This is a genomic window from Paraburkholderia gardini (assembly GCF_907164575.1).
GTDB classification, from domain to species: domain Bacteria; phylum Pseudomonadota; class Gammaproteobacteria; order Burkholderiales; family Burkholderiaceae; genus Paraburkholderia; species Paraburkholderia gardini.
This window is the reverse complement of record NZ_CAJQYY010000001.1, coordinates 32,402-58,442: the sequence shown is the minus strand read 5'-3', so window position 1 is coordinate 58,442 and position 26,041 is coordinate 32,402. Positions and strand designations below refer to the sequence as shown.

20 protein-coding genes are annotated in these 26,041 nt (G+C 55.7%); 8 read left to right on the top strand and 12 right to left on the bottom strand.

The window, feature by feature from the left end:
- Positions 1-197: 197 nt before the first annotated feature.
- Positions 198-1,154 (top strand): GlxA family transcriptional regulator, encoded by a 957-nt coding sequence (locus tag LPA34_RS00240; RefSeq protein WP_228973674.1) that lies wholly within the window; start codon positions 198-200, stop codon positions 1,152-1,154.
- Positions 1,155-1,187: 33 nt separating this feature from the next.
- On the opposite strand, the gene LPA34_RS00235 is transcribed toward LPA34_RS00240, so the two are convergent.
- Entirely contained in the window at positions 1,188-2,486 is a 1,299-nt protein-coding gene (locus LPA34_RS00235; protein WP_228973672.1) for a TAXI family TRAP transporter solute-binding subunit, read from the bottom strand.
- Between the two features lie 474 nt (positions 2,487-2,960).
- On the opposite strand from LPA34_RS00235, the gene LPA34_RS00230 reads away from it, so the two are divergent.
- Positions 2,961-3,893 (top strand): hypothetical protein, encoded by a 933-nt coding sequence (locus LPA34_RS00230; RefSeq protein ID WP_228973667.1) that lies wholly within the window; start codon positions 2,961-2,963, stop codon positions 3,891-3,893.
- A 36-nt stretch (positions 3,894-3,929) separates the two neighbouring features.
- Here LPA34_RS00230 and LPA34_RS00225 read toward each other — a convergent pair whose 3' ends face one another.
- Entirely contained in the window at positions 3,930-5,606 is a 1,677-nt protein-coding gene (locus LPA34_RS00225; RefSeq protein ID WP_228973665.1) for a methyl-accepting chemotaxis protein, read from the bottom strand.
- A 268-nt stretch (positions 5,607-5,874) separates the two neighbouring features.
- On the opposite strand from LPA34_RS00225, the gene LPA34_RS00220 reads away from it, so the two are divergent.
- Positions 5,875-6,975, top strand: a complete 1,101-nt coding sequence (locus tag LPA34_RS00220; RefSeq protein ID WP_228973663.1) for an MraY family glycosyltransferase — start codon at positions 5,875-5,877, stop codon at positions 6,973-6,975.
- A gap of 132 nt (positions 6,976-7,107) precedes the next feature.
- Here LPA34_RS00220 and LPA34_RS00215 read toward each other — a convergent pair whose 3' ends face one another.
- From LPA34_RS00215 to LPA34_RS00185, 7 genes are all read right to left on the bottom strand, one after another.
- Complete coding sequence (locus LPA34_RS00215; protein ID WP_411178716.1) at positions 7,108-8,979, bottom strand: hypothetical protein; 1,872 nt, start codon at positions 8,977-8,979, stop codon at positions 7,108-7,110.
- Positions 8,976-9,365 (bottom strand): GtrA family protein, encoded by a 390-nt coding sequence (locus tag LPA34_RS00210; RefSeq protein ID WP_228973657.1) that lies wholly within the window; start codon positions 9,363-9,365, stop codon positions 8,976-8,978. Before LPA34_RS00210 ends, LPA34_RS00215 begins: the two co-directional genes overlap by 4 nt.
- Positions 9,366-10,316, bottom strand: a complete 951-nt coding sequence (locus LPA34_RS00205) for a glycosyltransferase (RefSeq protein WP_228973655.1) — start codon at positions 10,314-10,316, stop codon at positions 9,366-9,368.
- A 310-nt stretch (positions 10,317-10,626) separates the two neighbouring features.
- The gene (locus tag LPA34_RS00200) at positions 10,627-11,643 is read right to left on the bottom strand and encodes an MraY family glycosyltransferase (protein WP_228973651.1); all 1,017 of its coding nucleotides are present in this window, start codon (positions 11,641-11,643) and stop codon (positions 10,627-10,629) included.
- A gap of 1 nt (position 11,644) precedes the next feature.
- Positions 11,645-12,598 (bottom strand): NAD-dependent epimerase/dehydratase family protein, encoded by a 954-nt coding sequence (locus tag LPA34_RS00195; protein ID WP_228973649.1) that lies wholly within the window; start codon positions 12,596-12,598, stop codon positions 11,645-11,647.
- A 42-nt stretch (positions 12,599-12,640) separates the two neighbouring features.
- Positions 12,641-13,825 (bottom strand): glycosyltransferase family 4 protein, encoded by a 1,185-nt coding sequence (locus LPA34_RS00190; RefSeq protein ID WP_228973647.1) that lies wholly within the window; start codon positions 13,823-13,825, stop codon positions 12,641-12,643.
- A gap of 106 nt (positions 13,826-13,931) precedes the next feature.
- Positions 13,932-15,809, bottom strand: coding sequence for a nucleoside-diphosphate sugar epimerase/dehydratase (locus LPA34_RS00185; RefSeq protein ID WP_228973645.1), 1,878 nt, complete (start codon positions 15,807-15,809; stop codon positions 13,932-13,934).
- Positions 15,810-16,175: 366 nt separating this feature from the next.
- Between LPA34_RS00185 and LPA34_RS00180 the strand changes: the two genes are divergently transcribed.
- The 5 genes from LPA34_RS00180 (at position 16,176) to LPA34_RS27035 (ending at position 22,567) form a co-directional block, all read left to right on the top strand.
- Positions 16,176-17,627, top strand: a complete 1,452-nt coding sequence (locus LPA34_RS00180) for a mannose-1-phosphate guanylyltransferase/mannose-6-phosphate isomerase (RefSeq protein ID WP_228974151.1) — start codon at positions 16,176-16,178, stop codon at positions 17,625-17,627.
- A 137-nt stretch (positions 17,628-17,764) separates the two neighbouring features.
- A complete protein-coding gene (locus LPA34_RS00175) occupies positions 17,765-18,895 on the top strand; it encodes a glycosyltransferase family 4 protein (RefSeq protein WP_228973643.1) in 1,131 nt (376 codons plus the stop codon).
- A gap of 77 nt (positions 18,896-18,972) precedes the next feature.
- The gene (locus LPA34_RS00170) at positions 18,973-19,953 is read left to right on the top strand and encodes a glycosyltransferase family 2 protein (RefSeq protein ID WP_228973641.1); all 981 of its coding nucleotides are present in this window, start codon (positions 18,973-18,975) and stop codon (positions 19,951-19,953) included.
- Entirely contained in the window at positions 19,946-22,042 is a 2,097-nt protein-coding gene (locus LPA34_RS00165) for an ArnT family glycosyltransferase (protein WP_228973639.1), read from the top strand. Before LPA34_RS00170 ends, LPA34_RS00165 begins: the two co-directional genes overlap by 8 nt.
- Before the next feature lie 132 nt (positions 22,043-22,174).
- Complete coding sequence (locus LPA34_RS27035; RefSeq protein WP_411178715.1) at positions 22,175-22,567, top strand: GtrA family protein; 393 nt, start codon at positions 22,175-22,177, stop codon at positions 22,565-22,567.
- A 126-nt stretch (positions 22,568-22,693) separates the two neighbouring features.
- On the opposite strand, the gene LPA34_RS00160 is transcribed toward LPA34_RS27035, so the two are convergent.
- The 3 genes from LPA34_RS00160 to LPA34_RS00150 are packed head-to-tail and all read right to left on the bottom strand — an operon-like array spanning position 22,694 to position 26,026.
- Complete coding sequence (locus LPA34_RS00160) at positions 22,694-23,842, bottom strand: methyltransferase domain-containing protein (protein ID WP_228973638.1); 1,149 nt, start codon at positions 23,840-23,842, stop codon at positions 22,694-22,696.
- On the bottom strand, positions 23,839-25,206 hold the full coding sequence (locus tag LPA34_RS00155; protein ID WP_228973636.1) for an ABC transporter ATP-binding protein: 1,368 nt from the start codon (positions 25,204-25,206) through the stop codon (positions 23,839-23,841). Before LPA34_RS00155 ends, LPA34_RS00160 begins: the two co-directional genes overlap by 4 nt.
- Positions 25,196-26,026 carry an ABC transporter permease gene (locus LPA34_RS00150; protein ID WP_228973635.1) on the bottom strand — a complete coding sequence of 277 codons (831 nt, stop codon included), beginning with the start codon at positions 26,024-26,026 and terminating at the stop codon, positions 25,196-25,198. Before LPA34_RS00150 ends, LPA34_RS00155 begins: the two co-directional genes overlap by 11 nt.
- Between the last annotated feature and the right edge of the window lie 15 nt (positions 26,027-26,041).

Here is a 26,041-nt window from a genome sequence, read left to right as displayed (position 1 = left end):
GTCGGACCCGACCCGATTCACCGGCGTGAGTTGAGTTGCTAGAATGCGGCGAAAAGGTGCGGGTAACCGTGGCATTCAGTCTGGCCGCCAGCGCGCTCCCGAGCAACGCGATCCATCCGTCTAACCCTGCCAGTCAGACGCGATCTTCTGCCAGCCGGCCCGATCGCGCCCAATTCGAACCTGCGGAGTCTCTGTTGATGCACACCGTCGCCATCGCGATTTTTCAGGACGTGCAGGCTCTCGACGTCGCAGGGCCCGCCGATGTGTTCGCCGAAGCCAACTCATTTCTGCCGCGCGATTTCCACTACGTACTCGAACTGGTCAGCACCAGCGAGGCGCACATCCGCGCTTCGAACGGCACGCATCTCTTCGCCGACCGTGTGTGGGACGGATCGGCCGACCGCTATCATACGGCGCTCGTCGCGGGCGGGCCGTTGCTGCCGTCGCAACCCGCCGATGCACGGCTTTGCGCGTGGCTCGTCGAGGTGGCGTCGCAGAGCGAGCGCTACGGCTCGATTTGTACGGGTGCGTTCGCGCTGGGTCATGCGGGTCTGCTCGATAACCGGAACGTCACGACGCACTGGCAGAACGCGCGGCAACTCGCGCAGCAGTTTCCGCTTTCACGCGTCGACTTCGACCGGATCTATATCCGCGATGAACGCCTGCTGACGTCCGCCGGCGTGACCGCGGGCATCGACCTCGCCCTTGCGCTGATCGCCGAAGATCACGGCGCGGCGCTTGCGCTTCAGGTGGCGAAGCGGCTTGTGGTCTACGCGCAGCGTCGTGGTGGACAGTCGCAGTTCAGCCCGTATCTGAGCGCGCCGGTAGACGGTTCGCCCATCGCTACCGTGCAGCACTACGTGATGGAGCACATCGCGAATCCGCTGACGGTCGAAGAACTCGCGCGTGTCGCGGGCATGAGCACGCGAAGCTTCGCGCGTGCGTTCGCGGAATCGGCGGAGATCACGCCGCATGAGTTCGTCGAGCGCGCGCGGGTGGATGCCGCGCGCCGCGCGCTGGAAAGCAGCGACGCGCCTTTGAAAACAATCGCGTATGAGTGTGGTTTTGGGAATGCCGACCGGATGCGGCTCGTCTTCGCGCGACGCATCGGCGTTTCGCCTGCGGACTATCGCGCGAGTTTTCGGGCGCAGTAAGCGCGATGCCGTTTTGGCAACGCGGGTACGCCGCTATCCCTTGACCTTCGCAGCCACCTGCGCAATCCGGCCACGTACGACGCCAATGGCCTGCTTCAACGCGTACACGTCCTGGAAATAGCGATACGGAATCCGTATCTGGCTGGCATTCGCATCAATGGTTTCGATTTCATCGCGCCATTGCGCGATCTGCTTCGGACCTGGATTCGAGCTCTTCCAGATTTCATCTTCAAGCGACTTGATCTCGCGGTACCAGACAATGAAGCGTCGTTTGATGCGCGCTTCCGCCATGCGCGGCAACGCCTGCAGCAGACCCAGCAACAACGCAGTAAAAGGAACGAGGATCAGGAGGCGCCTTTCGATAAAGCTCGCCAGCCAGAACGGGAGATAGCGTTGCAGGAACGGTCGACCGGATTTGAAGTAGCGCGTGCTTTCGTCGGAGACCGGAAATTCCTCGGTTTTCAGATTGGGGAACGTGCCGAGCGGCGTGAAGTAATCTTCGCCGCTATGGACCGTTCTGGCCGCATCAAGCAGCAGGTACGTGAGCGCGGGGTGCAGCGTGTCCCTGGAGACAAGCAGTGCAGTGGCCGCCAGCAACGTGACATCGGTCTGCGGAAGATCCTTGACGATGCTTGTCGACGCGCGCGGGAAAATCACCTTGGAAAGCGACGGAAACTTTTGCACCAGCGCATCGGCCTGGGCAAAATTCATCAGCTTCAAATTGCTGTTGAGCAGCGTGACCTGCATCGCCGCGTCCGGCCTGCCGATGAAGAATGCGGCATCCAGGGTGCCGTTTTCGAGGCCTTGATATGCTTTCTGCGCATCCATTTCCAGAAGCGCCGTGTTGTCGCGCGTGATGCCGCTCCATGAGAGCAGCACCAACGACACGTTAAGCAGGCCGCTGCCGGGAACGCCTACGGAGATTCTTTTGCCGCGCAGCTGCGCCAGTCTGTCGACGGTGGTGGCGCCGCGATAGAACACCCATATCGGCTCGTAGGAGACCGCGGCGATCGTCTGCAGGTGGTCCGATTCGCTCGGACTGCTGGTGCCCGACTGGATGAAGCCGACTTCGTAATCGCTGTCAGGATCCTTAAGCCGTTGGTAATTTTCGACCGAGCCGGAAGAGCTGCGGATATCGAGCTTGATGCCATCGCGTTTGAGGATCGGAGCATAGCGATCCGCGAAGCCACGATAGATGCCCCCATCCGCGCCCGTCGTGATGACGATCGTGCGCTGGATAGCAGGTTTTATCAGCATCCACACACCCCACCCCGAAGCGGCCAGCAACAGGATCACGCCAGCGATCAAAAGCCACCGGCGCCGCGGTGTCATCGGGCGTTTCTGGATTCGGTGAAGGGCCGGGTTCTGCCTCGCCATGCTTCGGTCTCTCTCGTCAGGGCGCGCCCGCGCGGTGCGGACTGGGCACAGGCTTGTGTGTGGCAGCGTTGCTGATCGTGCCGGATACGAAGATGGATAATGCAGCCGGCTCAGGGGCTTTGTCTATACGTGCGTTTACGCCCGCTTTGGGGGTTCGGAGATTTACGATATCGAACGCAAGGGCTCCCGGGCTGCCGGACGTAAAAGCACTGGTTTTGAAGGTATCCTGCCCGCATTCGAATACACTTGCAAAAACCCAGGACGTCGAACGATAAAATTGCCCGGGCGGTTAATTCAACGGAATTCTTCGGCAAGATGCGTATTATCTATTTCTGCACTTCGCCTGGACCAGGCGAACATGCAGGCGGCGTTAAGGTAATCTACGACCATGTGCGCACGCTGGTACGGCTCGGCGTGCAAGCGTATGTCATGCACGAACGCAGCGGATATTGCTACCCGTGGACCGATTTCCCGGTTCCCGTACTCGCGGACACCGAACTACGCCCGACCGACCACATCGTCATTCCAGAGATCAAGGCGGCGAAGCTCGCGCCAAAGCTCGTCGCAGCCAGCCTGCGTTACTCGATCTTCGTGCAGAACGGTTATTACCTGTCACATCGTGATGGAACGCTTTCGAACGATGACGTCGATTTTGCCTACGAGCAGGCGGCGTACATCCTGTCCATATCCGACGACACGTCCAGCCTGATCCGGTTGCACTATCCCGAACTCGCCCAGCGCGTGATGCGGATGACGTGCGCGCTAGACAGCGCGCTCTTTCACGCCAGCGATACGAAGGAAAGACTGATTACCTATATGCCGCGAAAGAACGGCACGCATGCCGCTGCGGTGGTCTTTGCGTTGCACCGGTATTTATCCGAAGGCTGGACCGTTCTTCCCATCGACGGACTTTCGATATCGGGTGTCGCGGAAGTCATGAACCGGTCTCGAATTTTTCTTTCGTTTTCCGGCATGGAAGGACTGGGTCTGCCGCCCATTGAAGCAGCCATGTGCGGCAACTACGTGATCGGCTATCACGGCGGCGGTGGAAAGGAATACTGGTTCGGACCGAACTTTCAATCGGTTGAAGTAGGCGACGTTGCCGGTTTTGTCGAGCAGATCGTCGAACGCATGAAGACGATCGACGCTGATCCCGGCCTGCACGAATTGCACGACGGCATGAGTTCGCTTTGCGCGCAGTTCTCGAACGAAAACGAAAGCGCGCATCTGCAAACATTCGTACACCAGCTTCAGATCGATGCTGCGACTGCCTGTGAAGGTAGCCACGTACTACCGAAACTGCAGAAGCATCGCAAGCGTGCAATTCTGAAGCGGCTCACGTGGGTGGGCCGCCGGGGTTAAAACGACGCAGGCGGCCGGCGCCTAACCACGGCCGCCTCAGGCGGTCACAGCACCGTGCATGCCGGTAGTTGCGATACCGCTGTCAGCATCATCTTCCGACGAAGAAGCGACACTCTGTCTGCCTCGACGCTCGGCGCCGAACGCGTGGCTTGTGCCGCGCTCGTCCTCATCCAGACGAAACACCGACACCGCGTCGCGCAACACGTCCGCCTGCCCTTCCAACGATTTCGCCGCAGCGGCCGCTTCCTCGACGAGTGCTGCGTTGTGCTGCGTGACTTCGTCGATCTGTGTGATGGCCTTGTTGACCTGGTCGATGCCGTCGCTTTGCTCCAGCGCGGCGGCTTCGATCTCGCTCATGATGCCCGTCACGCGTCCGACGGAATCCATCGCTTCCTGCATCGTGCGACGTGCCTCCGCGACGAGCGATGCGCCTTCCTGTACCTTCGTTGCCGAATCGCCGATCAGTTCCTTGATCTCCTTCGCCGCCGTGCCCGAGCGCTGCGCGAGGCTGCGCACTTCCGAAGCGACGACCGCGAAACCACGACCCTGCTCGCCCGCGCGTGCTGCTTCTACTGCTGCGTTGAGCGCGAGGATGTTCGTCTGGAACGCGATGCCCTCAATCATGCCGATGATCTCGGTGACCTTGCGCGACGAATCGGAGATACCGTCCATCGTTTCCGTCACGCGCGCGACGACGTTGCCGCCGCGCGTGACCGTCTCCAGCGCGCCCTGCGCGAGACGGCTCGCCTGCTTCGCGTTGTCGGTGTTCTGCTTGACCGTCGCGGACAGCTCTTCCATGCTCGCCGCCGTCTGCTGAAGTGCAGCGGCCTGCTGCTCCGTGCGTGCCGACAGATCGGCGTTGCCCGATGCGATCTCGTTCGCACCGAGCGTGATCGAACGTGTGCTGCCGCGCACCTTCGATACCGTGTCGACAAGTCCGTCGCGCATCTGCATGAGCGCCGACAGCAGTTGACCCATTTCGTTACGCGACTTCGATGCGACCGAAATGGTCAGATCGCCCGCCGCGATGCTGCGGAAATGCTCGATCGTCTGGTTGACCGGACGGATCAGTGCCACCGACAAACCAACGCGTGCCAGCAACGCAATCACAATCGCGATTACACCGATGCCGCCGAACAGAACCGTCGCCAGCATGACGCGCTTCGCGGCGGCGCCGGCTGCGCGCTCCTGCTCGACGGCCTGCACGCGCTGGAGCCCGTCGATCGCCTTCGCGTAGGTCGCGTAGTACGTGTTGGCCGTTTCGCCCTGGATCGTGCGGAACGTGTTGAAGTCGAAATCGGTGAGGGCCTTGAATTCCGGTTCAATCGCCTTGTCGACGAGCGCGCTGCGCGCGACGTCGACGGCGTGCGCCTGCTGCTTTTCCTCATCGCTGGAAAACGGACCGCTCGCGTAGGCGCGGAAGTCGCGCGTCGACTCCTCGAGCACCTTGTGCGCGGCCGGGATGAGGCCGTCGGTCTGCTTGCCGACGCTAAAGAGCGTCTCGTAGCTGCCAAGCGCAAGCCGCGCCTGCAACAGCTTTTCCGAGCTCGCCTTCAGATGCGACAGTGCGACCGCACTGCGCTGGGCCTCCTCGAGCCCATTGTTCGTGAGCTTGAGCGCGGCATAACCGACGCCGATCACAGTCAGCAGGAAAGCGACGAAAACGCTGATAACCAGCGTCAGTCCACCGCGGATGGTGATGTTGTTTAGCATTGTTTCTCCGGAACGTCGGGGTCGGTCAACGGCTGGCGCGTTGTCGGATGGTTCGAATGCCACGCCATCTGTGTGTTAACGGCGGCTTTCCGTAAGGGGTTGATTGGGGAAATCCATGAGAAACGGGGTTTCCTCGCGGTGTTTGCCGGTCTTTTGAATCATTATTTGGGAATTAACGGGTTGCTGCGCGGAGGCGCGCACAATCCCGGTTTCGGGGTTGTCGTGGGTTTCGTTTGTATAATTCCGGGTCTTCGCTCAGGTCACTTTCATGCTCAGTTTCGCGCTCGGCTTTCTCGTTTCACTGCTGGTCACGCTGTTGATCGTGCGCTACGCCCATCTGCATGAAAAATTCTCCACCGACACCGATCTTGCCGGCGTGCAGAAATTCCACGCACGGCCGGTGCCGCGTGTTGGCGGGACAGGGATTTTGCTTGGGCTGATTGTGTCCGCGCTGCAGTTGCATCATGCGTATCCGGCAGTTTCTGGCGGGATTCTCGGGCTTGTGGCGTGCGGGATGCCGGCGTTTGCTTCAGGGCTTGTTGAGGACGTTACCAAGCGTGTGTCGCCGCTGGTGCGCCTGCTTTGCACGATGGCCGCTGCTGCACTGGCGTTTTTTCTGCTCGATATCGGCGTGACGCGGATCAGCGTGCCGCCGCTCGACTTCCTGCTTTCCTATGCCGCGATTTCCTGCGCTGTCACCGTACTGGCAGTGGCCGCGCTCGCCAACGCGATCAATATCATCGATGGATTCAACGGACTCGCTTCGATGGTCGCGTTCATGATGTTCGCCTCAATGGCGTATGTCGCGTTTCAGGTTTCCGATCCGGTGGTGCTGTCCGCGTCGCTCATCATGATGGGCGCGGTGATGGGGTTTTTTATCTGGAATTTTCCGGCGGGGCTGATTTTTCTTGGAGACGGCGGGGCTTATTTTATCGGGTTCATGCTGGCCGAGCTTTCGATCATGCTTGTTATGAGGAACCACGATGTGTCGGCGTGGTATCCGGTTTTGCTCTTTATGTATCCGATCTTTGAGACGTGCTTTTCGATCTACCGGAAGAAGTTTATTCGTGGGATGTCGCCTGGGATTCCCGATGGCGTCCACCTGCATATGCTGGTTTATAAGCGGTTGATGCGGTGGGCTGTAGGGGTGAGGACTGCGAGGGAGTTGACCAGGCGGAATTCGTTGACGTCGCCTTATTTGTGGCTGCTTTGTCTCATTGCTGTGATTCCCGCTACGCTGTTCTGGCGGCATACGGTGCATTTGTTCTGCTTTGTTGTTGTTTTTGCTGTTACGTATGTCTGGCTTTATGTGAGTATCGTGCGGTTTAAGTCGCCGCGGTGGTTGGTGGTTAGGAAGGGGCGGCGGTGATGGTCTTATCGTGAACCTCGCCCACGAGGCTTGGTCGATCCGGCTGGAGCCATGCCCCGCGATTCCCGGTTTTTTGATCACAATTGCGGCCGCCGCGAGCGCGTGGAAATACATTCTGGCGTCCAAATGAGTTTAGCGTTCGGACATGCGCTCTACCGGGCACCACTGATAGCCAAAAAACGCCTGTCCCAAGCGTGCGTCATACGGTTCGCATTTTGACGGCAGCAACGAAAATCCGTGAGCGTGGAGAATGTGATTCACCCGGATCGCTTCAGCGACATTTTGTGCCTTTATATCCTGAACATCGTCGGGTCGAAGAGCAAGTTGACAAGTTCCGTCAACGTTAGATTGCACTGTCGCATGCAGGTGTAACCGTTCAACAAGCTGGCGAATTGCCGTGCAGCCGCGACTAGACTGCGTCAATCCCAATCCCTGTACGAAGTACTGCGCTTTAACAAGACTGTCGAGACGACTATTGTTGAACCCCTGAATGACCGCATAGGTAGGCCCACCGCGGCGGGCAATCATCGCCTTTACTCGCTCGTCGTAGGCCGGGGTAACTTCAAAGTTTTGAGCGATCTTGGTGAAGGCAACCGACGGCGGAAAGAATGTGGCCAGCCATCCCCGTGCCGAATCCGCGCCAACTATCAAAACGGTGGTGCGGTCAGGCTCACTAATAGCGGGAATATCCGCCTCGAAGGCTTTCCACGCCCAGCGTGCATGCCCCCAATTCCCCACTCCGCCAAATATCACGACAAACGTCGCTGCGCCAATCACCGTGCCGGCAATCAGTTTCCGGCGCTCAAATGGCAACAAGTCAACCAGTATCGTATACAACACCAGCGGCGCCAGCATTTCGATCGCCACAACGTAGCGGTAAACGCTAAACACTTTGAGCCACACCCCGTAGCCCGTCACAACAAAAAGCAGCACGAACACTTGTTTCGATCGCAGGCGATCGAACCTGCCTCCATTTCTGCAGCGCCAGACGGCCACCGGCAACCAGCAGATCACACTGCCATATAGCACTGCCCAGATTATCTGATGAATGTTGATCTCACCGACGCGCTGTGAGTTCAACGAAAAGATGAACGGCCATAATGCGGTTTCGACCCAGTTCTTCGGAAACCATCGCAAATCGGCTACGGTCATCCGGGGAACAAGATCGTTCGGAAACAGATTGCTGAACTGTGGAAATACTGGATTGTGGAATGTGTCCCACATCTTCAAGAACCAGAATCCTCCGGTCGCGGCGAGTCCGAGTAAGACACCGACACCAACGAGGAATGCGATTCTTATTCGCGTGCGGACGCTACCGGGATACGCGAGACAGGCCACGCACAAGGCAACTGCGTAGACTGCGTTTGTCAGCTTCAAACCGGCTCCAGCACCGGCCAAAGCACCTGCGGCCAGACTGACTGATACGGAGATCAACGACGCTTTGCCTAACTCACCCCAACTTCTCAAAACGAGCGCCACAGCACAAAGCAAGAGCAATGCGGTAGTGTCGTCGCCCATCGTATTACCGAGTCCTGACAGGAAATTTGCCGTGAGACAACCTGCAGCAGCGAGCAGGAGCGGAATCTTGTATCGATCTGCGTCATTTAGATCAACGAGAACGAGACGCGCAATCTCCAGCACCAAAAGGAAGCTCAGTCCATGAAGTACCCCGAGCCCGAAACCAACAATCGGCGCAGGAAAATGCGTGTAAAGGAAATATGTAGCGACATCCAGCAAAGGGTTGAAATACGACTGCATTCCTGCCGGGGCAAGGTCGATGTCGAGTTTCCCGTTAAGAAAGGCGAAGGCGTTATACAGGTGATAGTTGAACTGATCCCCGTTTTGGTCCTGACCGAGCCACAGCGAATAGCAGCCAAACAAGAGCGGAACAAAAATCCGCGAATTCTTCCACACGCGATCACTATTCAGGTTGAAAGCGAAGGCTCGCTCAAGCCACCCACTTACGCGCGATGCAACGGTCTTCGAAGTGAGTGTCATATTCAATGCGACGTCTTGTAAACCCAGTGACGGGCGATGAGGAAGTTGACCATGAGCCCAGCGACGGACCCCGCTGCTACAGAGAGCAGCGGAAGAAACCAATACTTGGGAAGTGTCGCGATGAGAGCACAATAAGTCGCGTAATTGACAATACCTCCGAAGGACATCGCCATGAGATATTTGCCTCCCTCTCGCCACACGTTTTTTCGATCACGGACGGAGAAGGTGAACCGCCGATTCAATTGCCACGTCGTCCATACAGCCAGCAGAAAGGACCATGCACGGCCAACATAGTAGCCAGTGCCAAAATGGAGGGAAATATATAGAACTGATGCATCGACGACGAATCCCGCTGCCCCGACGATACCAAATCTCAACAGTTGCGCTCTCATTTAGCGAAACTGGTGCGTATTCGACGGAGCCGGCACGCGCAAGTAGGCTAGCCGTTTAGCTTCGGCCCGACCGCGAGTGACAGTATCGAGCACTAATCCGCACACGAGAAGAAGGGTTCCGAACAGCATTATTGCGGCGCATAGCAATGCCGTGGGAAAACGAGGCACCAAGCCAGTTTGGACGTATGTTTCGAACACCGGTATTGCCAGGATCATGGAGGCGAGTGTGCATATTGCAAAGCCCAACGAGAAAAACAGTAGCGGCTTTTCCGTCTTGAAGAGACGCAGAATCATTAGCAATATCCGAAATCCATCGCTATAGGTGTTCAGCTTGCTTGCCGAACCTTCCGGGCGCGACTTGTAGGCCGTCGCGATCTCGGCAACCGCCATGCGTAGCTCAAGGGCATGCACAGTGAGTTCTGTTTCGATTTCGAATCCGCCCGAGTGCGCTGGGAAAGACTTTACGAAGCGCCGTGAAAATACTCTATAACCAGAGAGCATGTCTGAAAAAGAGTTGCCAAATATCCGCGCGACTACGCTTGTAAGCATCACATTTCCGAACCGATGCCCACGTCTGTAGGCGGACTCCTCATCGGATGTGCGGGCGCCAACTACCATATCGAGATCCTCGGCGAGCAGCCTTGCGATAAAGTTCGGCGCGTCCGATGCGTCATAGGTACCGTCACCATCGACGAGCACATAGATGTCAGCATCGATATCTGCAAACATGCGTCTTACAACGTTTCCTTTGCCTTGATAATCGACATGCCTCACCGCCGCACCCGCCTCTCGCGCCCGCGTTGTAGTGTAATCGGATGAGTTGTTGTCGAAGACGTGAATGCTCGCGTCCGGCAGATGTGCTGCAAAGTCCAAGATGACAGAAGCGACCGTCGCTTCTTCGTTGTAGCAGGGGATCAGTACGGCGACCTTCGCCGAAATCGGATTTTGCATCGTACTCTGTTGTTATTTGCTCAAGCGAGGTTGGGTTTTGGCGGCTTGGAAGGCCCGGAAATTTGCCATTTTCTCACGAGTCTCGACTCGCGTCCCTCGGAGACGGAGATGCCAGCGGTGGAGAAGCAAGCCACCCGGGTATGCCGCTGCAGCGGTTGTCCAGTTGTTAAAGCTATCCGGTGCTCACTCTGCCACTAGAGACCATGCAAATGGTGACGGGGGCAATAGCGTCGACCGCCGCTTTGTCCACTGTCGAGCACTTTGCGTGGTACCGCGCCCCACTTCTGCCGTCATGCCGCATTCTGAGCCCTCAACGCTCGAGCGGAGCGTGTGAGCGCCTGAATTTCCACCAGCGACAATCGGTCCACCAGCCGAGTATTCCCAATACCGCGTACCAGCATACGGCCATAAGCCACTGAACCTTAGTCGGCAAATGCAGAGCAAGCAGTGCGACCAAAGAACCAATCAGCATCAGTCCGTAGTAGAGAAGCGCGACGCGAACATGAGTGCCGCTCAATTGAACGAGGCGCTGATAGTAGTGCTCGCGATGCGCCTGCCAGAATTTTTCACCGCGCGCTAGACGTCGTATCAATGTCACAGTGGCGTCCGCAATAAACGGTGCGAAAACAAGCGGGGGAAACCAGATGGGCCATGCCGCATGTTGCCATCCCCAAAATCCCAGTGCACCGGCCAGAAAACCCAACGGTATCGAACCTACGTCGCCAAGAAAGATCCTCGCGGGTTTGAAGTTCAGCACAAGGAAGCCTAAGCCAGCGCCTGCTACAGCTACACCAGCAGCCGCCAGCTCTGGATGAGATGGTGTTGCAGCGATCGCGTAGGTCGCGAACCCAAACACGGTCATTCCCCCGGCTAACCCGTTCGAGCCGTCCATGAAGTTGTACAGGTTGACCAGCCAAACGAGCGCAATCACCAGCACGACAGCAAACCACCAGACAACGTCGACAACACTGGTCGCAACCGCCGCCCCAACCACGACGAGGTGCGCGGCAAACCTCACTCTCGCGGACAACCCTCGTCGATCATCAACTTGCGATACCACACCCAGCATGGCCGCTCCGAGCGCAATCCAGCGCAACGATGGCGCCCAGAGCGCGATTAGCAGTAGCGACGCCGGCAGCACCCCCCATCCGCCAATACGCGGCACGGGACGAGCATGCAAGGAACGATGATTCGGAATGTCGACGGCGATATCCCAGGCCCAGCCCGTTCGCAGCAGAATCAAAAGGATCGCCAAACAGAGAATCATCGCAACGGCAGCGATGGATAGCAACGAAAACGAACCGGGCAGGTAAGTACCGGGCGACATATCAGCGGCCTGTCCTGTATGCACGCACGGTTTCGGCAAGCCCTTCGGAGACGGTCCAGGGCGGCATCCATCCAATATCTTTCCGCATTCGCGAGACCTCGATACGGAGTGAGCTAGTCAGGCGTTCGATTTGCGCCGACCTTCCCGTCAACCGTCCAAGACTGCGCAACCAGGAAACCGGGACAGGTATCAAGCGGGCCGATTTGCCAAAGCCACCAGCAATGGCTCGGACCATTCCGGAGACAGACAGATCGTCGCCGTCGCTCACATGAAAGACACCTTCAGTCGGCTCCGGCCGCGTAGCGAGGACGCGGATCGCGTCAGCCAGATTGCCGACGTAGACCATACTGCGGCGAGCCTCGACTCCGCCGAGCGGCAAGGGAATGCCACGATCCACGGCTTTCATCAAACCCTGGAAGTTTGCGCGTACCCCCGGGCCATAGACGAGCGGTGGCCTGACGATAACAATCTCCATGCCTTTCTCTCGTCCGAAGGCTGTCAGCGCCTGCTCTGCTTCAAACTTCGAGATGCCATATGGATCGACAGGAGCTGGTTGGTCGTCTTCGCGCCACGGACGACCAGGCTCGCCCTCTCCCAGCGCCTTGACACTGCTGACGAATATCATCCGTCGTGCACCTGCGCGACGTGCCGCAGCCGCGGCGTTCAACGCGCCTTCGACATTCACGGCCCGATACGCTGCGAGCGGCTCGGCCATCCGATCCTGCATCACGTGCACGCGCGCGGCAAGATGTACGAGTACGTCGCACCGGCCTAGTTCCGGCATGCCGTCAGCGATCCCCTCGAAATTGTCGTCGGCGATCAGGCATTCGTGGGCACGCGCTTCTGAAATGCCAGAACGCCGCACGATCGCGATCACGTCATGACCCGTGTCGCACAGTTGCGAGCAAAGCGTGCGGCCAACGAATCCGTTTGCACCACTCACGGCAATCTGCATATCCCTGTTCCCTTGCATGCGCAGCACGAGGTGTAGCCTATATCACGCGGACAGTGCGCGATAAACGTTCAGTGTTTGCTTTACCGTCGCGTCCCAGGTGAGTTCGGTCGCCCGGCGCAGACCTTTGCCCACAAGCTCTTCGCGCAGTGGCTCATTTCCCAGGAGGCGCTCCAGACCGGCCGTAATTTCTTCGACGGAATACGGATTCACTTCCAGGGCGGCACCCGCCGTAACCTCTGGGATCGAAGTCACATTCGATGTCAACACCGGCACGCCGCTCGCCATCGCTTCAGCCACAGGAAGGCCGAAGCCCTCATACAGCGACGGATACGCAAATACAGCCGCTGACGCATACAGATGGAGAAGGGCTGCGCGCGAAACATAGCCGGGCGTTACGATCTGGCCAGCGCGCGCGAGCGGCTCAATTTCTTGCATCAGTTCCGAGTTCTTCCAACCGTCCGCGCCAATGAGCACCAGCGGAAACGCTTGTCGCATGTCCTCGGGCAGACAAGCGAATGCACGCACGAGACGATGGAGGTTTTTACGCGGCTGTAGCGTACAAACCGAAAGCACGAAACCGCGATACTTCAGGCCCAGCGATTCGAGCGCCGGAGTACAGACCTCGGCACTGTAAGGCTGAAACGATGACTCGACACCCAGATATATGGGAACGACTTTTTCTTCCGGCACGCCGTAGATGTCAAGAATCTCGTTTCGAGTATAGATGCTGTCGGCGATGATCGTCTGCGCCTGGCGGAGGGTCCGCGGCAACTCTCGGTCAAGATACTCGACGGCAACGCGAGGATGAAATTCGGGATGGCGCCGATGCGACAAGTCATGCACGGTTACCACCGACGGCCCCTTGTAGGGGGACGCGACGAAGTTAGTCTCATGGTAGATGTAGCCTCGTTGCGCAAAGTCACCACGCAACGCTCGTGACGCATTGTGTCGCATCACGGTTCGCATTCTGTACAAGCCAGGCAGCCCGCGCGACTTCTGGAGCAGCTTCGCCTTCAATCCGTCGCTGAACTGAACCGCCTTTTGCAATGCTGCTTGATCTGCAATCAGGTCCGTCAGGCGCTCTCCTTCGAACACCGTTGCGCCGACCCATCCGGCAACGTCCTCGACATCTGGTTGCCCACGCAGACCTTCCAGCAAATGTTGTGCGTAATAGCCGATTCCGCTTCTGGGAGGGCGAAGCGAATTAAGATCAAAAAGCAATTTCATGCGTGTGGCTTAAAGACGAATTGAGCAATGCTCGGAGGCAATGATGGCAGCAGAAGCCGTCATCGTGCGATAAGAAAGGAGAATTTCGCGGCGGGGTTCAACCGGTCTACTGCACCTGCCTGAGGCTTGGCACGCTTTGCAGCACGGGGGGCGACGTCGGTTGATATTCTGGCACCCACCGGCGCAGATCGCGGCGAACCTCATCATCCGCAGGTACGCGATGCTGCATCAGCCACGGCAGCAGTTCATCGAGAAGATTGCCCGGCACTTCGCGAGCTTGTGCGATCCGTAGCTTCGGATGCGGTGTACGTGTTGTCGTCTCGTCGCACGCCAGCAACTCTTCGTAAAGCTTTTCGCCCGGCCTCAGGCCTGTGAACACGATCCGGATCTGCTCCTCGTTGAATCCATATAGGCGGATCAGGTCGCGCGCGAGATCCACGATCTTCACTGGCTCACCCATGTCCAGGATGAAGATTTCCCCACCCCGGCCCATGCTCGACGCCTGCAACACCAGCTGTGACGCCTCTGGAATGGTCATGAAGAAGCGCGTGATCTCCGGATGTGTCACGGTCACCGGGCCGCCCTTCGCAATCTGCTGCTGAAACTTTGGAATTACACTGCCGGCGCTGCCGAGCACGTTGCCGAAGCGAACCGTCTCGAACTGCGTGCGTGAACTCGTTTGCTGCAAAGCCTGACATGCCATCTCCGCCAGGCGCTTGCTCGCCCCCATCACGTTGGTCGGGTTCACCGCCTTGTCGGTCGAGATCAGGACGAAATGTTTCACGTCGTGACGAATCGCAGCCCTTGCCACGCGATAGGTACCTAACACGTTGTTGCGCACGGCCTGCCAGGCGTTCAACTCTTCCATCAACGGCACATGCTTGTATGCGGCTGCGTGGAAGACGATGTACGGCGTATAGCGCGACAGGACTTGATCCAGCAACAACGAATCCTTCGCGTCGCCGATCATGGGAATTACCGACAGTTCCGGGAAACGATCGCACAACTCCTCTGTCAGTCGATACATAGCGTATTCGGACAGATCGAATACGATCAGTTGCGCTGGGTTAAAACGCAGGATCTGGCGGCATAGTTCCGACCCAATCGACCCGCCCGCTCCAGTCACCATGACTACCCGCCCGAGGAGCAGCGCTTCGACGTGCGGCATGTCGATTCGCACTGGCTCCCGACCCAGCAGATCCTCCAGGTCGATCTGGCGCACGCGAGAAAGGAAGGCTTGGCCCTGATTGAGTGTGGTTAGCGCTGGCAACACCATGGCACGGACACCGGCACGCACGCACAGGGTCGCGACCCGACGCTGAGCATCCACCGAGGCCGAAGGAATTGCGATGATCGCGTGTTCCACTCGCAGCTCCACCGACCAGCGCTGCAGGTCAGTGATCGAGCCAAGCACCTTGTATCCGTATATCTCGCGACCTTGCTTGGCCGGGTCATCGTCGAGCAGCCCGACCAGCCGCCACTCGCTCGACCGCGAGAGTTCGCGCGCCAGACTCGCGCCTGCCGTTCCGGCGCCCAGCACGATCACCGGCTTCCCTTGGGCGACGAGCCCGCCATACAGGTAGAACTCCTTGGTGGCTCGATAGAGCGCTCGCGATCCTCCCATCGCCAGAAACAATAGCAACGGGGAGACAACCAGCACGGACCGCGGAATAATCGGTGAAGGCTGCACCATCACTGCGCCGATCATGACGAGGAGACCGCCAGTCACCACCGACTTCGATATCCGTATCAGGTCAGGCAAGCTGGCGAACACCCACATACCGCGATAGAGGCCAAATACGCGGAACATCGCCGCATACGTGATCACCACCCATATGAGCGCATTGAAACCGCCATGCCAGAATTCCGCGGGAACCGATCCATTGAACCGGATGGCATATGCGGCAAGCCATGCGCCGGCGACCGCGAACGCATCGAATGCGAATGCGCTGAAGGACAGCCACGAGGACTTGAATCGAAGCATTCCCATTACACCCCAGGCTGTTCAGAACGGTTGGATTGATATGACGACGCCATTGCCGATTCGTAAGAAACCCTGCGAGAACGAGGAAACCCGCCCAGGATGTACCTTATGGCAGTCAGGCGGCAAACTGTAATGCCCGACATTATGCCGACACTGACAAGCAAATACCATGCTCGCCTTTGGTATTCGGCTCCGCGAATTGTGATCTCCAAGCACAATACAGCCGGACGCGCCACGAGGCGATGAAAAATGCGGGTCTCTGCTGCAACAACGGTAACGAGATGTTTGGCAACAGGCGACCGCGGATGCAAATTCCGCTAAAATTACGGTCTGCATAAGCCATCCATGCGCGACTTGATCAATTCGATGAATATTATTCCCGTCATTATTTGCGGCGGCGCAGGCACTCGTCTGTGGCCGGTTTCCCGCGAAGCCTTTCCGAAACCCCTGCTCAAACTGGCCGACGGGCAGAGCCTGCTCCAAAAGACGTTCCTGCGGGCGTCGCATCTCGCGAACGCGAACGAAGTCGTTATCGTCACGAACCGCGAGACGTATTTCCTCACGAAGGATGAATGCGTCGAGGTTGAGTCCTCCGTGTCCCAGCTGGGCTTCATCCTCGAACCGACCGCACGTAATACCGCCGCCGCAATTGGCGTGGCAGCCGAAGTGGTACGCGAACAGCATGGTGGTGACGCCATCATGCTGGTGATGCCCGCAGATCAACTGATCGAAGACGAAAAGGCCTTTGGCGTCGCCGTGCAACACGCAGTCCACTCTGCCCAGGAAGGCCGGCTCGTCACTTTCGGCATTCGCCCGACCCGGCCGGAAACCGGCTTCGGATATATCGAATACGAAGTAAAGCCCCTGCAAGGCACTGAAGCCGTTCACAAGGTAGTGAGTTTCATCGAGAAACCAAAACCAAGTGTCGCCGAGGAGTTAGTCGCGGACGGCCGCCACCTCTGGAACGCCGGGATGTTTTGCTTCACAGCGGAAACGATGCTGGCTGAGCTTGAACGTCACGCGCCAACCGTGGCTGAACCGGCTCTCGGTGCCGTACATGACGCGAAACGGAGCACCTCGGACGACGGCTATGTGATCGAGCTCGATGCCGCTCAGTTCGGCAAGGCCGAAGATATCTCAATCGACTACGCGGTTATGGAGCGCTCCGACAATGTTAACGTCGTCCCGTGTGAAATCGGCTGGAGCGACATCGGGTCGTGGCTCTCGATCAGCGACCTGACCCCCGCCGATGAACGTGGCAACCGGATTCACGGCGAAGCGGAACTGTACGATGTCGACAACTGCTTCATCCGTAGCGACGAGCGCGTAATCGGCGTCGTCGGCGTACGTGACCTGATCGTGGTCGATACCGCCGATGCACTATTGATCGCCGAGCGTGGGCGCGCACAGGATGTAAAGCAAATCGTTACGAAGCTGAAGCGGGCGAACCACGATGCGTATCGTCTGCACCGCACCGTTCATCGTCCGTGGGGTACTTATACCGTGCTGGAAGAGGGCGATCGCTTCAAGATGAAACGCATCGTCGTCAAGCCGCAGGCGTCGTTATCTTTACAAAAGCACCATCATCGCAGCGAACACTGGATTGTCGTTAGCGGCTGCGCGGAGATCGTCAACGGTGATCGGGTCATCTCGCTCCAGCCAAACGAGTCGACCTACATTCCCGCCGGGCACAAGCATCGCCTGATCAATCCGGGCGTAATGAACCTCGTTCTGATCGAAGTTCAGTGTGGCGAATATCTGGGCGAAGACGATATTGTCCGGTTCGACGATATCTATGGACGCGCACCAGCCGCATAGCCATCGCGCGTGCCGAAGCGCGTTTCGTTTGTCGCTGCCGGCGGGCGCCACACGGCCGTTGTGACAATGTTGAGGAACGGGCTTCGAGGCCGCTCCGCTGACCACTGAAAGCCGAGCGGATTTGCTCAGCCAAACTTATGCGCGTTCTACATTTCTACAAGACATACAAGCCGGATTCGATGGGCGGGGTCGAGGAACTGATCAACCAATTGTGTTCAGGCTCCGCGAGACGTGGAATCACGAGTGAAGTGCTTACCGTCAGCAAGAATACTACGACTGTGAACCTTGGTGACCATCTTCACCACAGGGCAAAACTCGATGTGGAAATCGCTTCATCGGCGTTTTCCACGGCGGCCTTTAAACGGTTCGCAAGCCTGGCCAGCGAGGCAGATCTGATTCACTACCACTTTCCGTGGCCGTTTGCCGATGTCGTGCACTTTGCTACTCGCGTGAGAAAGCCAAGCATCGTCACCTATCACTCGGACATCGTTCGGCAAAAAGTGTTGCTCCAGTTCTATCGCCCGCTGAGGGACAGGTTTCTCGCGAGCGTAGATAAGATCGTTGCGACGTCCCCAAATTATCTGGCGACGAGTCCGGTGCTGCAACGCTATCGGGATAAGGTTGAGGTTATACCGATTGGGCTGGATGCTTCTTCGTATGCGGCGCCCGCAGAAGAGCGCTTGCGACATTGGAAGGAACGTGTCGGCTCAACAAAGTTCTTTTTGTTTGTGGGCAACCTCCGGTACTACAAGGGTTTACACGTCCTGCTGGATGCGCTGCCCGGCACAGATTTTCGCGTTGTAATTGTAGGTGCGGGGCCGGTTGGAACCGCGTTACGCGAGCAGGCGCAACGACTGGGTCTTGAAGGACAGGTCAACTTTGTCGGACCGGTCGACGACGATGACAAGATTGCGCTCCTCACATTGAGTAGGGCGCTCGTATTCCCATCCCATTTGAGGTCGGAGGCATTTGGCATCTCGCTTCTTGAAGGAGCGTTGTTTGGGAAACCGATGATTTCCACAGAAATCGGAACCGGCACCTCGTACGTAAATATTGATGAAACGACAGGCCTCGTCGTGCCGCCCAGTGATCCATCAGCGTTGCGCGTCGCCATGCAGCGCCTGTGGGACGATGATGCGCTTACCACTAAACTCGGTCACAATGCGCGCGCACGTTTCGAGGTCAGATTCACGGCCCAAGCAATGGTTGATTCGTACGTCGATTTATACAAGCGGTTGATTGAGCACTGCCCCTCAAAAAAGAACTAGAGGATGCCAGGCTCTTCGATGGGTTACAACGTGCTCCGTCCTAGTGGACAGGAGCCGACCTTAACAAATGGTTCGTTATGAAAAATGCGAAATCTTTGACGATCGCCATTGTCGCGCCCTGCTACAACGAGGCTGAAGTACTACCGACCTCGATTCCTCGTTTAATGTCGTTGGTGGACGACCTTGTCAGCAAACATGCTTGTTCGCCTGATAGCTTTGTCGTTCTCGTAGACGATGGATCAAAAGACGGCACTTGGGACCAAATCGCCCATGCTTCACAAAAGTTTCCCAATGTCCTACGCGGACTGAGATTGTCTCGCAACGCCGGGCATCAGAACGCTTTGGTAGCAGGTCTCACATACGTCACTGGAAAGTGTGACGCGGTCATTAGCATTGACGCGGATCTTCAGGACGATCTGAACGCATTGCCCTTAATGATCGAGGAGCACCGAGCTGGAGCGGAAATTGTGCTCGGTGTGAAAGCATCCCGCGCCGACGATCCATTTATGAAAACGCTAACTGCGATTGCCTTCTATAAGGGCATGAAGTGGATGGGCGTCGATCTCGTGGAAAATCATGCCGACTGTCGATTAATGTCGGCCCGCGCGCTCCTGAACCTGTCAAAATTCCCTGAGTACGTGTTGTTTCTCCGCGGTCTGCAGCCACTCCTACACGGAAGGATTTCGACCGTTAAGTATGACCTTGCACCGCGCCTCGCAGGAAAAAGCAAGTACGGACTGAAGAAGATGCTTGGGCTGGCTTTGAACGGCATTACGTCGTTTTCGACCACGCCGCTTCGGCTTATTTCGTGGACGGGTGCGCTGGTTTTTGTCGTGTCGCTGCTCTTCGCTGTGGCGGCCCTCGGGAAAGCGCTATCTGGAGAAACCTTGCCCGGATGGGCTTCCATAACTGTACCGCTCTATCTCCTAGGTGGTCTGATCATGCTATCGATTGGGGTCACAGGGGAATACGTGGGAAAGATTTACATGGAAGTCAAACATCGGCCGCGATTCCTGATAGATGAAGTGGCACATATTGAGAGCAGGCTAGATGAGTAACAACGTGAATTTGGAAGGGCATCCTGTGATGAAGGTTTCCGCCGACGATGGCGAGCCGACCGAAGCTATGTTGGGATTGCGAGGACAAGGGGCCGCGCTCGCGTTGCTTTCATTCGTACTTTGGGCTGTGGTCTCGCTGCCGACGATACTCTTTTCCCGATGGTTCCCGCTGGACATGGGGGGATTGTTCTACATCGGCGATCATCTTCAAAGCTGGCTGCATTGGATCATTTCACCATATAACGGATCGGGTAGATATTTCCCATTTTATTGGCTTTATCACGCGCTTCAATTCCAGATTTTTGGCGCGAATGTCGCACCGTATTTTTTTATTCAAAGTGTACTTTTTCTCGCTGCGACGCTATTAACATGCAAGCTGGTATACCGACTCACGGGAAGTCGTGGCCACGCGGCCGCACTCGTCGTTCTTATTTACATAAGTTCACCGATTGCCGAAAACCTGAATACAATCGGCAAGGCTGAACCGCTTTCTTATTTTTTCATCGCATGTATAGTTTTTATATTTTATCGTGCCCAAGTCGCCAGAAGCCGCATATCGGTCTCCAACGGCCTGTTTATGATGCTTTTGTTTGCGCTTGCGATCTGGACAAAAGAAACCTCTGCGGTACTCCTTGGCTTCGCAGCGACAGGAATAATTTTGTCCCTGGTAGTGTATTTCCTGAGTAAGGATAGGTACTACATTCGGATGGCGTCAGTGTATGCAACATTGCTGGGATATCTGAGTCTCAGTGCAGCCTGCACTAAAATTCCATACGTCATCTTCAACAAAACCATATCTAGCACCAGCTATACCGAATATCAAATTACGGCGAAACTGGTCAGGGAAAATATCTATTTTTACGTGACTCAACAGCCCGATGTCCTCTTTTTCGGTTTGCTGTCGCTTGGACTTTTAGCATGGGCATTTTATAAGGTATTCACTAGTCGCCCTTCCTTGAGAGAAGCCGAAATGCGAAGCCTGGTGATGGTTACTAGTATTTGCGCGATGGCATGGGCGTACTATCTTGCGTTGATGATTTGGCGTTGGCCGATGGGCTACTACATGCTCATTCCCGCCGTCCTGTTCAAGTTCAGTGCCGTCTATGGCATGTTCGCATTCAAAAAACGATCACAGAGGAATGCCCTCGTTATCAAGAGCGCATATACCGCAGTGATCGCGTTTGGAATCTATGGTGCACTGACCACGTATTACATTGCGTTCAGCCAGATAGCATACTCACGAATTTATACTGAGGCCATTCTGAAATATAAGAATATTCAGAAATCGGACGAAAAACTAATTATCGAATCCTATCCGTTTTACGCGGAGCAAATAGGCGGAACGGCAAACCTGCTTTCGCTCGACGATCCGTATAGCTCGCGCGTCAAAGGCATCGCTGATCTGTTGGATCCAGCAGCAATTAACCCAGAATTGCTGAAAATTCTGAATGTCTCGAAAGTTGATTTAGATAATAATATTCACAGCCTTCCCAAAAAGAACGATTATCTTCTTGTGTTCACTGGGGACAAGCTTGCCACGTGGTTTTTGCGTGGTGTTACACCTTACTTTACGAAGGATTCGTTGCTGAAGCAGCAAAAAGAGTACGATATGGAACTGGTTGACGAAGATTCAATCAGCAATCCAGCGCTATTCATCAATACGTGGACGAACAGACCCAATACACGGCAAACGTACGTCGGCTACAAGCTTTACCGTGTATTAGAGAACGAGCCGAAGTTCTTGTGGTCGGGACGATATCCAGATGGCTGGATCGGAACCCATGCGTCTCTGAAGGTGAATCGAGCATACACCCACCCGATCGTGATTCGGGTGAGTGCGCCGCCGTTCACGTTGCCGAACAAAATCACAATAACAAAAGATGGGAAACCGCTCCAGGTCGTTGAACTAACAGACACCAACGAGAAATCGATTGAGCTTCGAGCTGCGCCTGCCGGTATGGATATTTTTGACTTTGCTGTTCAGCGAGCAGTCTCACCAAAAACGCTTAAGATAAACGACGACAAACGAGAACTGGGCGTGCGAATCACACTGGAAGATACGTCAATTAGCGTTGATTCCAAGCGATAGGACACGGCGCTTTTGCTCTTGTGACTCCACGTCCGCGTTCGAATTTTCGGTACCGGAACGACTCGCGGTTATACCTGTCGCCTGCCCTCGCATTGACATTTTTCGCGGCTGCTTTCGGAATCTAGCCACTACATGAGACAACTATTAACTTTTGCTGTGATAGGAGTATTCAATACTGCCTTTGGGTACGGCATCATATTTTTTTGTATGTACGCTTTGTCTATAAGCCCTGAGGTCAGCAACATTGTGGGATACATCATCCCCGTTGGAACATCGTACCTGCTAAATCGGCGGTTTACATTTGAGAGCAAACAGCGGCGCGCAACCGAGTTCGCGAAATTCATGGTGGTCTTTTGCGTCGCCTATTTAGTCAACTTTGCGACGCTCGTGATCTTCGTCAGACTTCTGCTGGTGAACAAAGGGTTGAGCCAATGTTTCTCGGGCGCGGCATATGTAATTACCTCATTCACGATGAGTAAATATTACGCATTCAGATCGACAGAAAAAGCAGAAACGGGCGGCTAGGTGCTCTGTGGAAGGACGGTGTCAGGCGTGTCCATTTGCGTGCTACTTCGAGGAAAACGAGCGTGCAAATCCCGTTTAATTCAGTCGGACCTACTGTCGCCCTCCCCCATAGCATCTATGCTGGGTTCATGCTGTCGCTCTTCGCGCAACGAAAAGGAACCCATCCTCAGGATTGGTCGCATAGTTGTGAAAATCCTGGAAACGCGGACCAGTACCCCTGCAGAACCAGTTTTCGTTGAACGGGTGCTGTTCGAGTATGACCAGGCCGTTCTCGAGGAATTTTTCTTTCCACCAATCTCGGGGCTTGAGCGTCACGTGATAGGGTTGACCATCTTTAGCAACATACTCGACAAGCGAAACAGATCCAATAAAATATCCATCCGATTTCAGATGTCCGCTTATGTTTTCGAACAGACCAGGAAAATCACTTTCATCAATGTGCTCCAATACTTCCCACATCGTCACCACGTCGAATTTGCATGACTCGGCGGTATGTCGCACCTTGAAATCGAATGGTTTTGTTATATCGCAGGTAAAAAGATTATTCTGCAACAGAGGCCAGTAACCGATTCTGTTCTGGCGACAGAAATCGGAGCCGTCGACGCCGACAGCAAATATGTCATTCATAGCGAATTCAAACACTATGCCGGCAGCACCGGTACCCAAGTCGAGAAACTTTATATCCGGGCCCAGGAGACTAATGCAATTTTGCACAAAGAATGTCGGCCTGGCGACTCCTTCCATTGTCGAATCAGGCATGATGTGATCGCTGCTGTCCATGGCAATCGGATAATCCGTCTTCAATTCAACGACTTCGGAAGCATTGAATGCTGGTCGCTTTTCCAGATTGAGTATTGACGGCATCGCTTCAATATACAGCCGTTGCAATTGCGAAATCTGGTAGTTCGTAGCTTGAACGGCCAGTTGACCGTCATACTCGATTGTTCTTGACCTTGCCTCGACAATGCGGGTCAGCTCGTTGACGTCGAGAATCAGTGATTCAAGAGTGTTCGAGCGCTCTTCCACGACGCGCATCAATGACTCGAGCGTTCTCGAGCGCTCTTCCACGACGCGCAGCAGTGACTCAAGAATCGTGGATCGATCCTCTACCACTCGCACGTGCGTGTCGATTGTTCTGGATTGGTCACCTATGGCGACCACCGATTGCCCGACGTCATCGATTCGTCCGAGAAGATCCGATTCAATAGCCTTGAAAATGCGCTGACGCTTGGTACCCAAAGAACGTACGACCGATTTTATTGACGGTAATTTCATCGAATGGATCCGGCTCCCATATCCAATTTTTTCACGGCCACGGTTTCCTGCTCGAGGGTTGAACGAAGACCCAAATCACAGACTCCGTCGAAAACGTATTCCTTGTTTTTCAGAATGATAGTTATATGACCTGCTTCATCCATCCAATGAAGGACCTGCTGGTTTCCGTAGAATTTGTCATACTCCCGCGCAACGACTACCTGCACTTCGTAAAGGTTAGCGCCCAGATTACAGGCCCCGGAAAACGAGACCTTAAAGCGTTCGCCCTTCTTGAAACGTTTGTTCCAAAACATGTCATCGGCGGAGCTCTCAGGGAGGCGCATATCTTCGTTTAATGTTCCCCATGTCGTAACCTTGACGCCTTCCTTACTAAGAATGCGGAACGCTACATTCAGATTTACGATATCGACATGGCTAACGCAGTCGACGACAATTTTGATTTTATCGCCGGCATAGAAAACAGTCTGTGGTGTATCGTCAGCCGCGCGGACTTCGACGCCGAGTATCTCAACTTCACGACTACCGTAAGATTTTGTTGTTGCCTGATTTAGCGATCCTCCCGTCGATCGCTTCTGCAAATCGAGAAAAGCGGCCTCCTCTTCCTGCTGGAGAAACTCGCGGTACGAGAACAGAACATCAGGTGTCGCGCCGTAGTTCGCTGCGTGGCCAGTCTTCAAAAAAACAGCGCGACTGGTGAGCGATCGAACGATTTCCTGGTCGTGTGACACGAATAACAACGTGCAGCCGTTATCGAGTAATTTCTCAATTTTTCGATAACACTTCTTTTGAAACAACGCGTCGCCAACCGCTAGCGCCTCATCAACGATTAAGATGTCAGGCTCGACCTGCGTCTGTACCGCAATGGCGAGCCGCACCACCATTCCGCTCGAATAGGACTTCACCGGCTGATCCAAGTGGGAGCCGATGTCGGCAAATGCTGCAATTGCATCAAACTTCTTGTCCATCTCGGCTCGGCTAAATCCAAGTAGCGCGCCATTCAGATAAACGTTCTCCCGCCCGCTGAAATCCGGATTAAACCCGGAGCCAAGTTCGAGCAATGCCGCCACTCGACCGTTCGTGGAAACGGAACCGGCAGTCGGCGTTAACGTACCCGTGATGATTTGAAGCAACGTGCTTTTTCCGCTGCCGTTGCGACCGACAATACCAAACGCCTCACCTTTCCGTACTTCGAATGAAATATTCCGCAGCGCCCAGAACTCTCGAAAGTAGTCGTGAGGCGTCGCTCGCAGGAGTCGCCTTAAATGCGGCATGACAAATTGTTTGAGTCGGTCACTGGGTTTGTCGTAAAGCTCGAATCGCTTCGACACTTCCTCGACTGTAATGGCGATATCGTCAGAGGACATTAGCAAAGCCCTTTCGCGTCTTTTGGAACCAAGCGTAGCCAATCCATGCCACTAATGCAGCGACAATTGTATACGCGGCCAACGCGTCCCAATCGGGCGTAGTTCCAAATACAAGTACGGCCCTCGTCTGCTCAATGATCAGTGTCAGTGGATTTAACATCAGCCAAGGCCGCACCACTGCCGGAAGCGCCGTAATCGGATAAAACACCGGCGAAGCAAACAACAACACCGTCATCACCAGACCTATTGGCTGGGCGACGTCCCGAAGGAAGACGCCGAGCGAAGCCAGCCCCCAAGCAGCCCCAAGTGTCAGGATTACGAGCGGCAGCATGACGATCGGAAGAAATACCACCGTCCAGTGGAGATACCCGTTAAGAACCACGAAGAAAATCAATAGCACGAGCAGGCTGACAACCGCGTGAAACAACGCCGCACCGATCGCTGTCACCGGCAGAATTTCCAAGGGAAACACAATCTTCTTCACGTAACTTACATTGTTCAATATGAGCCCGGGAGCCCGGTTCAGGGTCTCCGCAAACAAGGTATGCACGATCATGCCGACGAACAACAGGATAGCGAACTGCGTCTTGCTTTCGGGCAACGTACCACCCCATCGAGCTTTGAACACTACTGAGAACACAAAGGTGTAAATGGCAAGCAAAAAAAGCGGATTGAAGAAGGACCACATGACGCCCATGACGGACCCCTTGTAGCGCCCGACTACATCGCGCTTCGTCATCTGCAAGATCAACTGGCGATTGCTCCACAAACTTCGAACGAGCGATGCCAGGGAAATAGGTTTTTCGGCGTGGGGATTCATAATGGAATGTGGTTT

Bases quoted from the DNA above. Each gene is read 5' to 3' on its own strand.
- LPA34_RS00185 (WP_228973645.1), bottom strand. From the start codon at position 15,809: ATGCTTCGATTCAAGTCCTCGTGGCTGTCCTTCAGCGCATTCGCATTC.
- LPA34_RS00175 (WP_228973643.1), top strand. From the start codon at position 17,765: ATGCGCGTTCTACATTTCTACAAGACATACAAGCCGGATTCGATGGGC.
- LPA34_RS00155 (WP_228973636.1), bottom strand. From the start codon at position 25,206: ATGTCCTCTGACGATATCGCCATTACAGTCGAGGAAGTGTCGAAGCGA.
- LPA34_RS00190 (WP_228973647.1), bottom strand. From the start codon at position 13,825: ATGAAATTGCTTTTTGATCTTAATTCGCTTCGCCCTCCCAGAAGCGGA.
- LPA34_RS00210 (WP_228973657.1), bottom strand. From the start codon at position 9,365: ATGAGAGCGCAACTGTTGAGATTTGGTATCGTCGGGGCAGCGGGATTC.
- LPA34_RS00200 (WP_228973651.1), bottom strand. From the start codon at position 11,643: ATGTCGCCCGGTACTTACCTGCCCGGTTCGTTTTCGTTGCTATCCATC.
- LPA34_RS00235 (WP_228973672.1), bottom strand. From the start codon at position 2,486: ATGACACCGCGGCGCCGGTGGCTTTTGATCGCTGGCGTGATCCTGTTG.
- LPA34_RS00240 (WP_228973674.1), top strand. From the start codon at position 198: ATGCACACCGTCGCCATCGCGATTTTTCAGGACGTGCAGGCTCTCGAC.
- LPA34_RS00180 (WP_228974151.1), top strand. From the start codon at position 16,176: ATGAATATTATTCCCGTCATTATTTGCGGCGGCGCAGGCACTCGTCTG.
- LPA34_RS00220 (WP_228973663.1), top strand. From the start codon at position 5,875: ATGCTCAGTTTCGCGCTCGGCTTTCTCGTTTCACTGCTGGTCACGCTG.
- LPA34_RS27035 (WP_411178715.1), top strand. From the start codon at position 22,175: ATGAGACAACTATTAACTTTTGCTGTGATAGGAGTATTCAATACTGCC.
- LPA34_RS00230 (WP_228973667.1), top strand. From the start codon at position 2,961: ATGCACGAACGCAGCGGATATTGCTACCCGTGGACCGATTTCCCGGTT.
- LPA34_RS00205 (WP_228973655.1), bottom strand. From the start codon at position 10,316: ATGCAAAATCCGATTTCGGCGAAGGTCGCCGTACTGATCCCCTGCTAC.
- LPA34_RS00160 (WP_228973638.1), bottom strand. From the start codon at position 23,842: ATGAAATTACCGTCAATAAAATCGGTCGTACGTTCTTTGGGTACCAAG.
- LPA34_RS00195 (WP_228973649.1), bottom strand. From the start codon at position 12,598: ATGCAGATTGCCGTGAGTGGTGCAAACGGATTCGTTGGCCGCACGCTT.
- LPA34_RS00225 (WP_228973665.1), bottom strand. From the start codon at position 5,606: ATGCTAAACAACATCACCATCCGCGGTGGACTGACGCTGGTTATCAGC.
- LPA34_RS00150 (WP_228973635.1), bottom strand. From the start codon at position 26,026: ATGAATCCCCACGCCGAAAAACCTATTTCCCTGGCATCGCTCGTTCGA.
- LPA34_RS00170 (WP_228973641.1), top strand. From the start codon at position 18,973: ATGAAAAATGCGAAATCTTTGACGATCGCCATTGTCGCGCCCTGCTAC.
- LPA34_RS00165 (WP_228973639.1), top strand. From the start codon at position 19,946: ATGAGTAACAACGTGAATTTGGAAGGGCATCCTGTGATGAAGGTTTCC.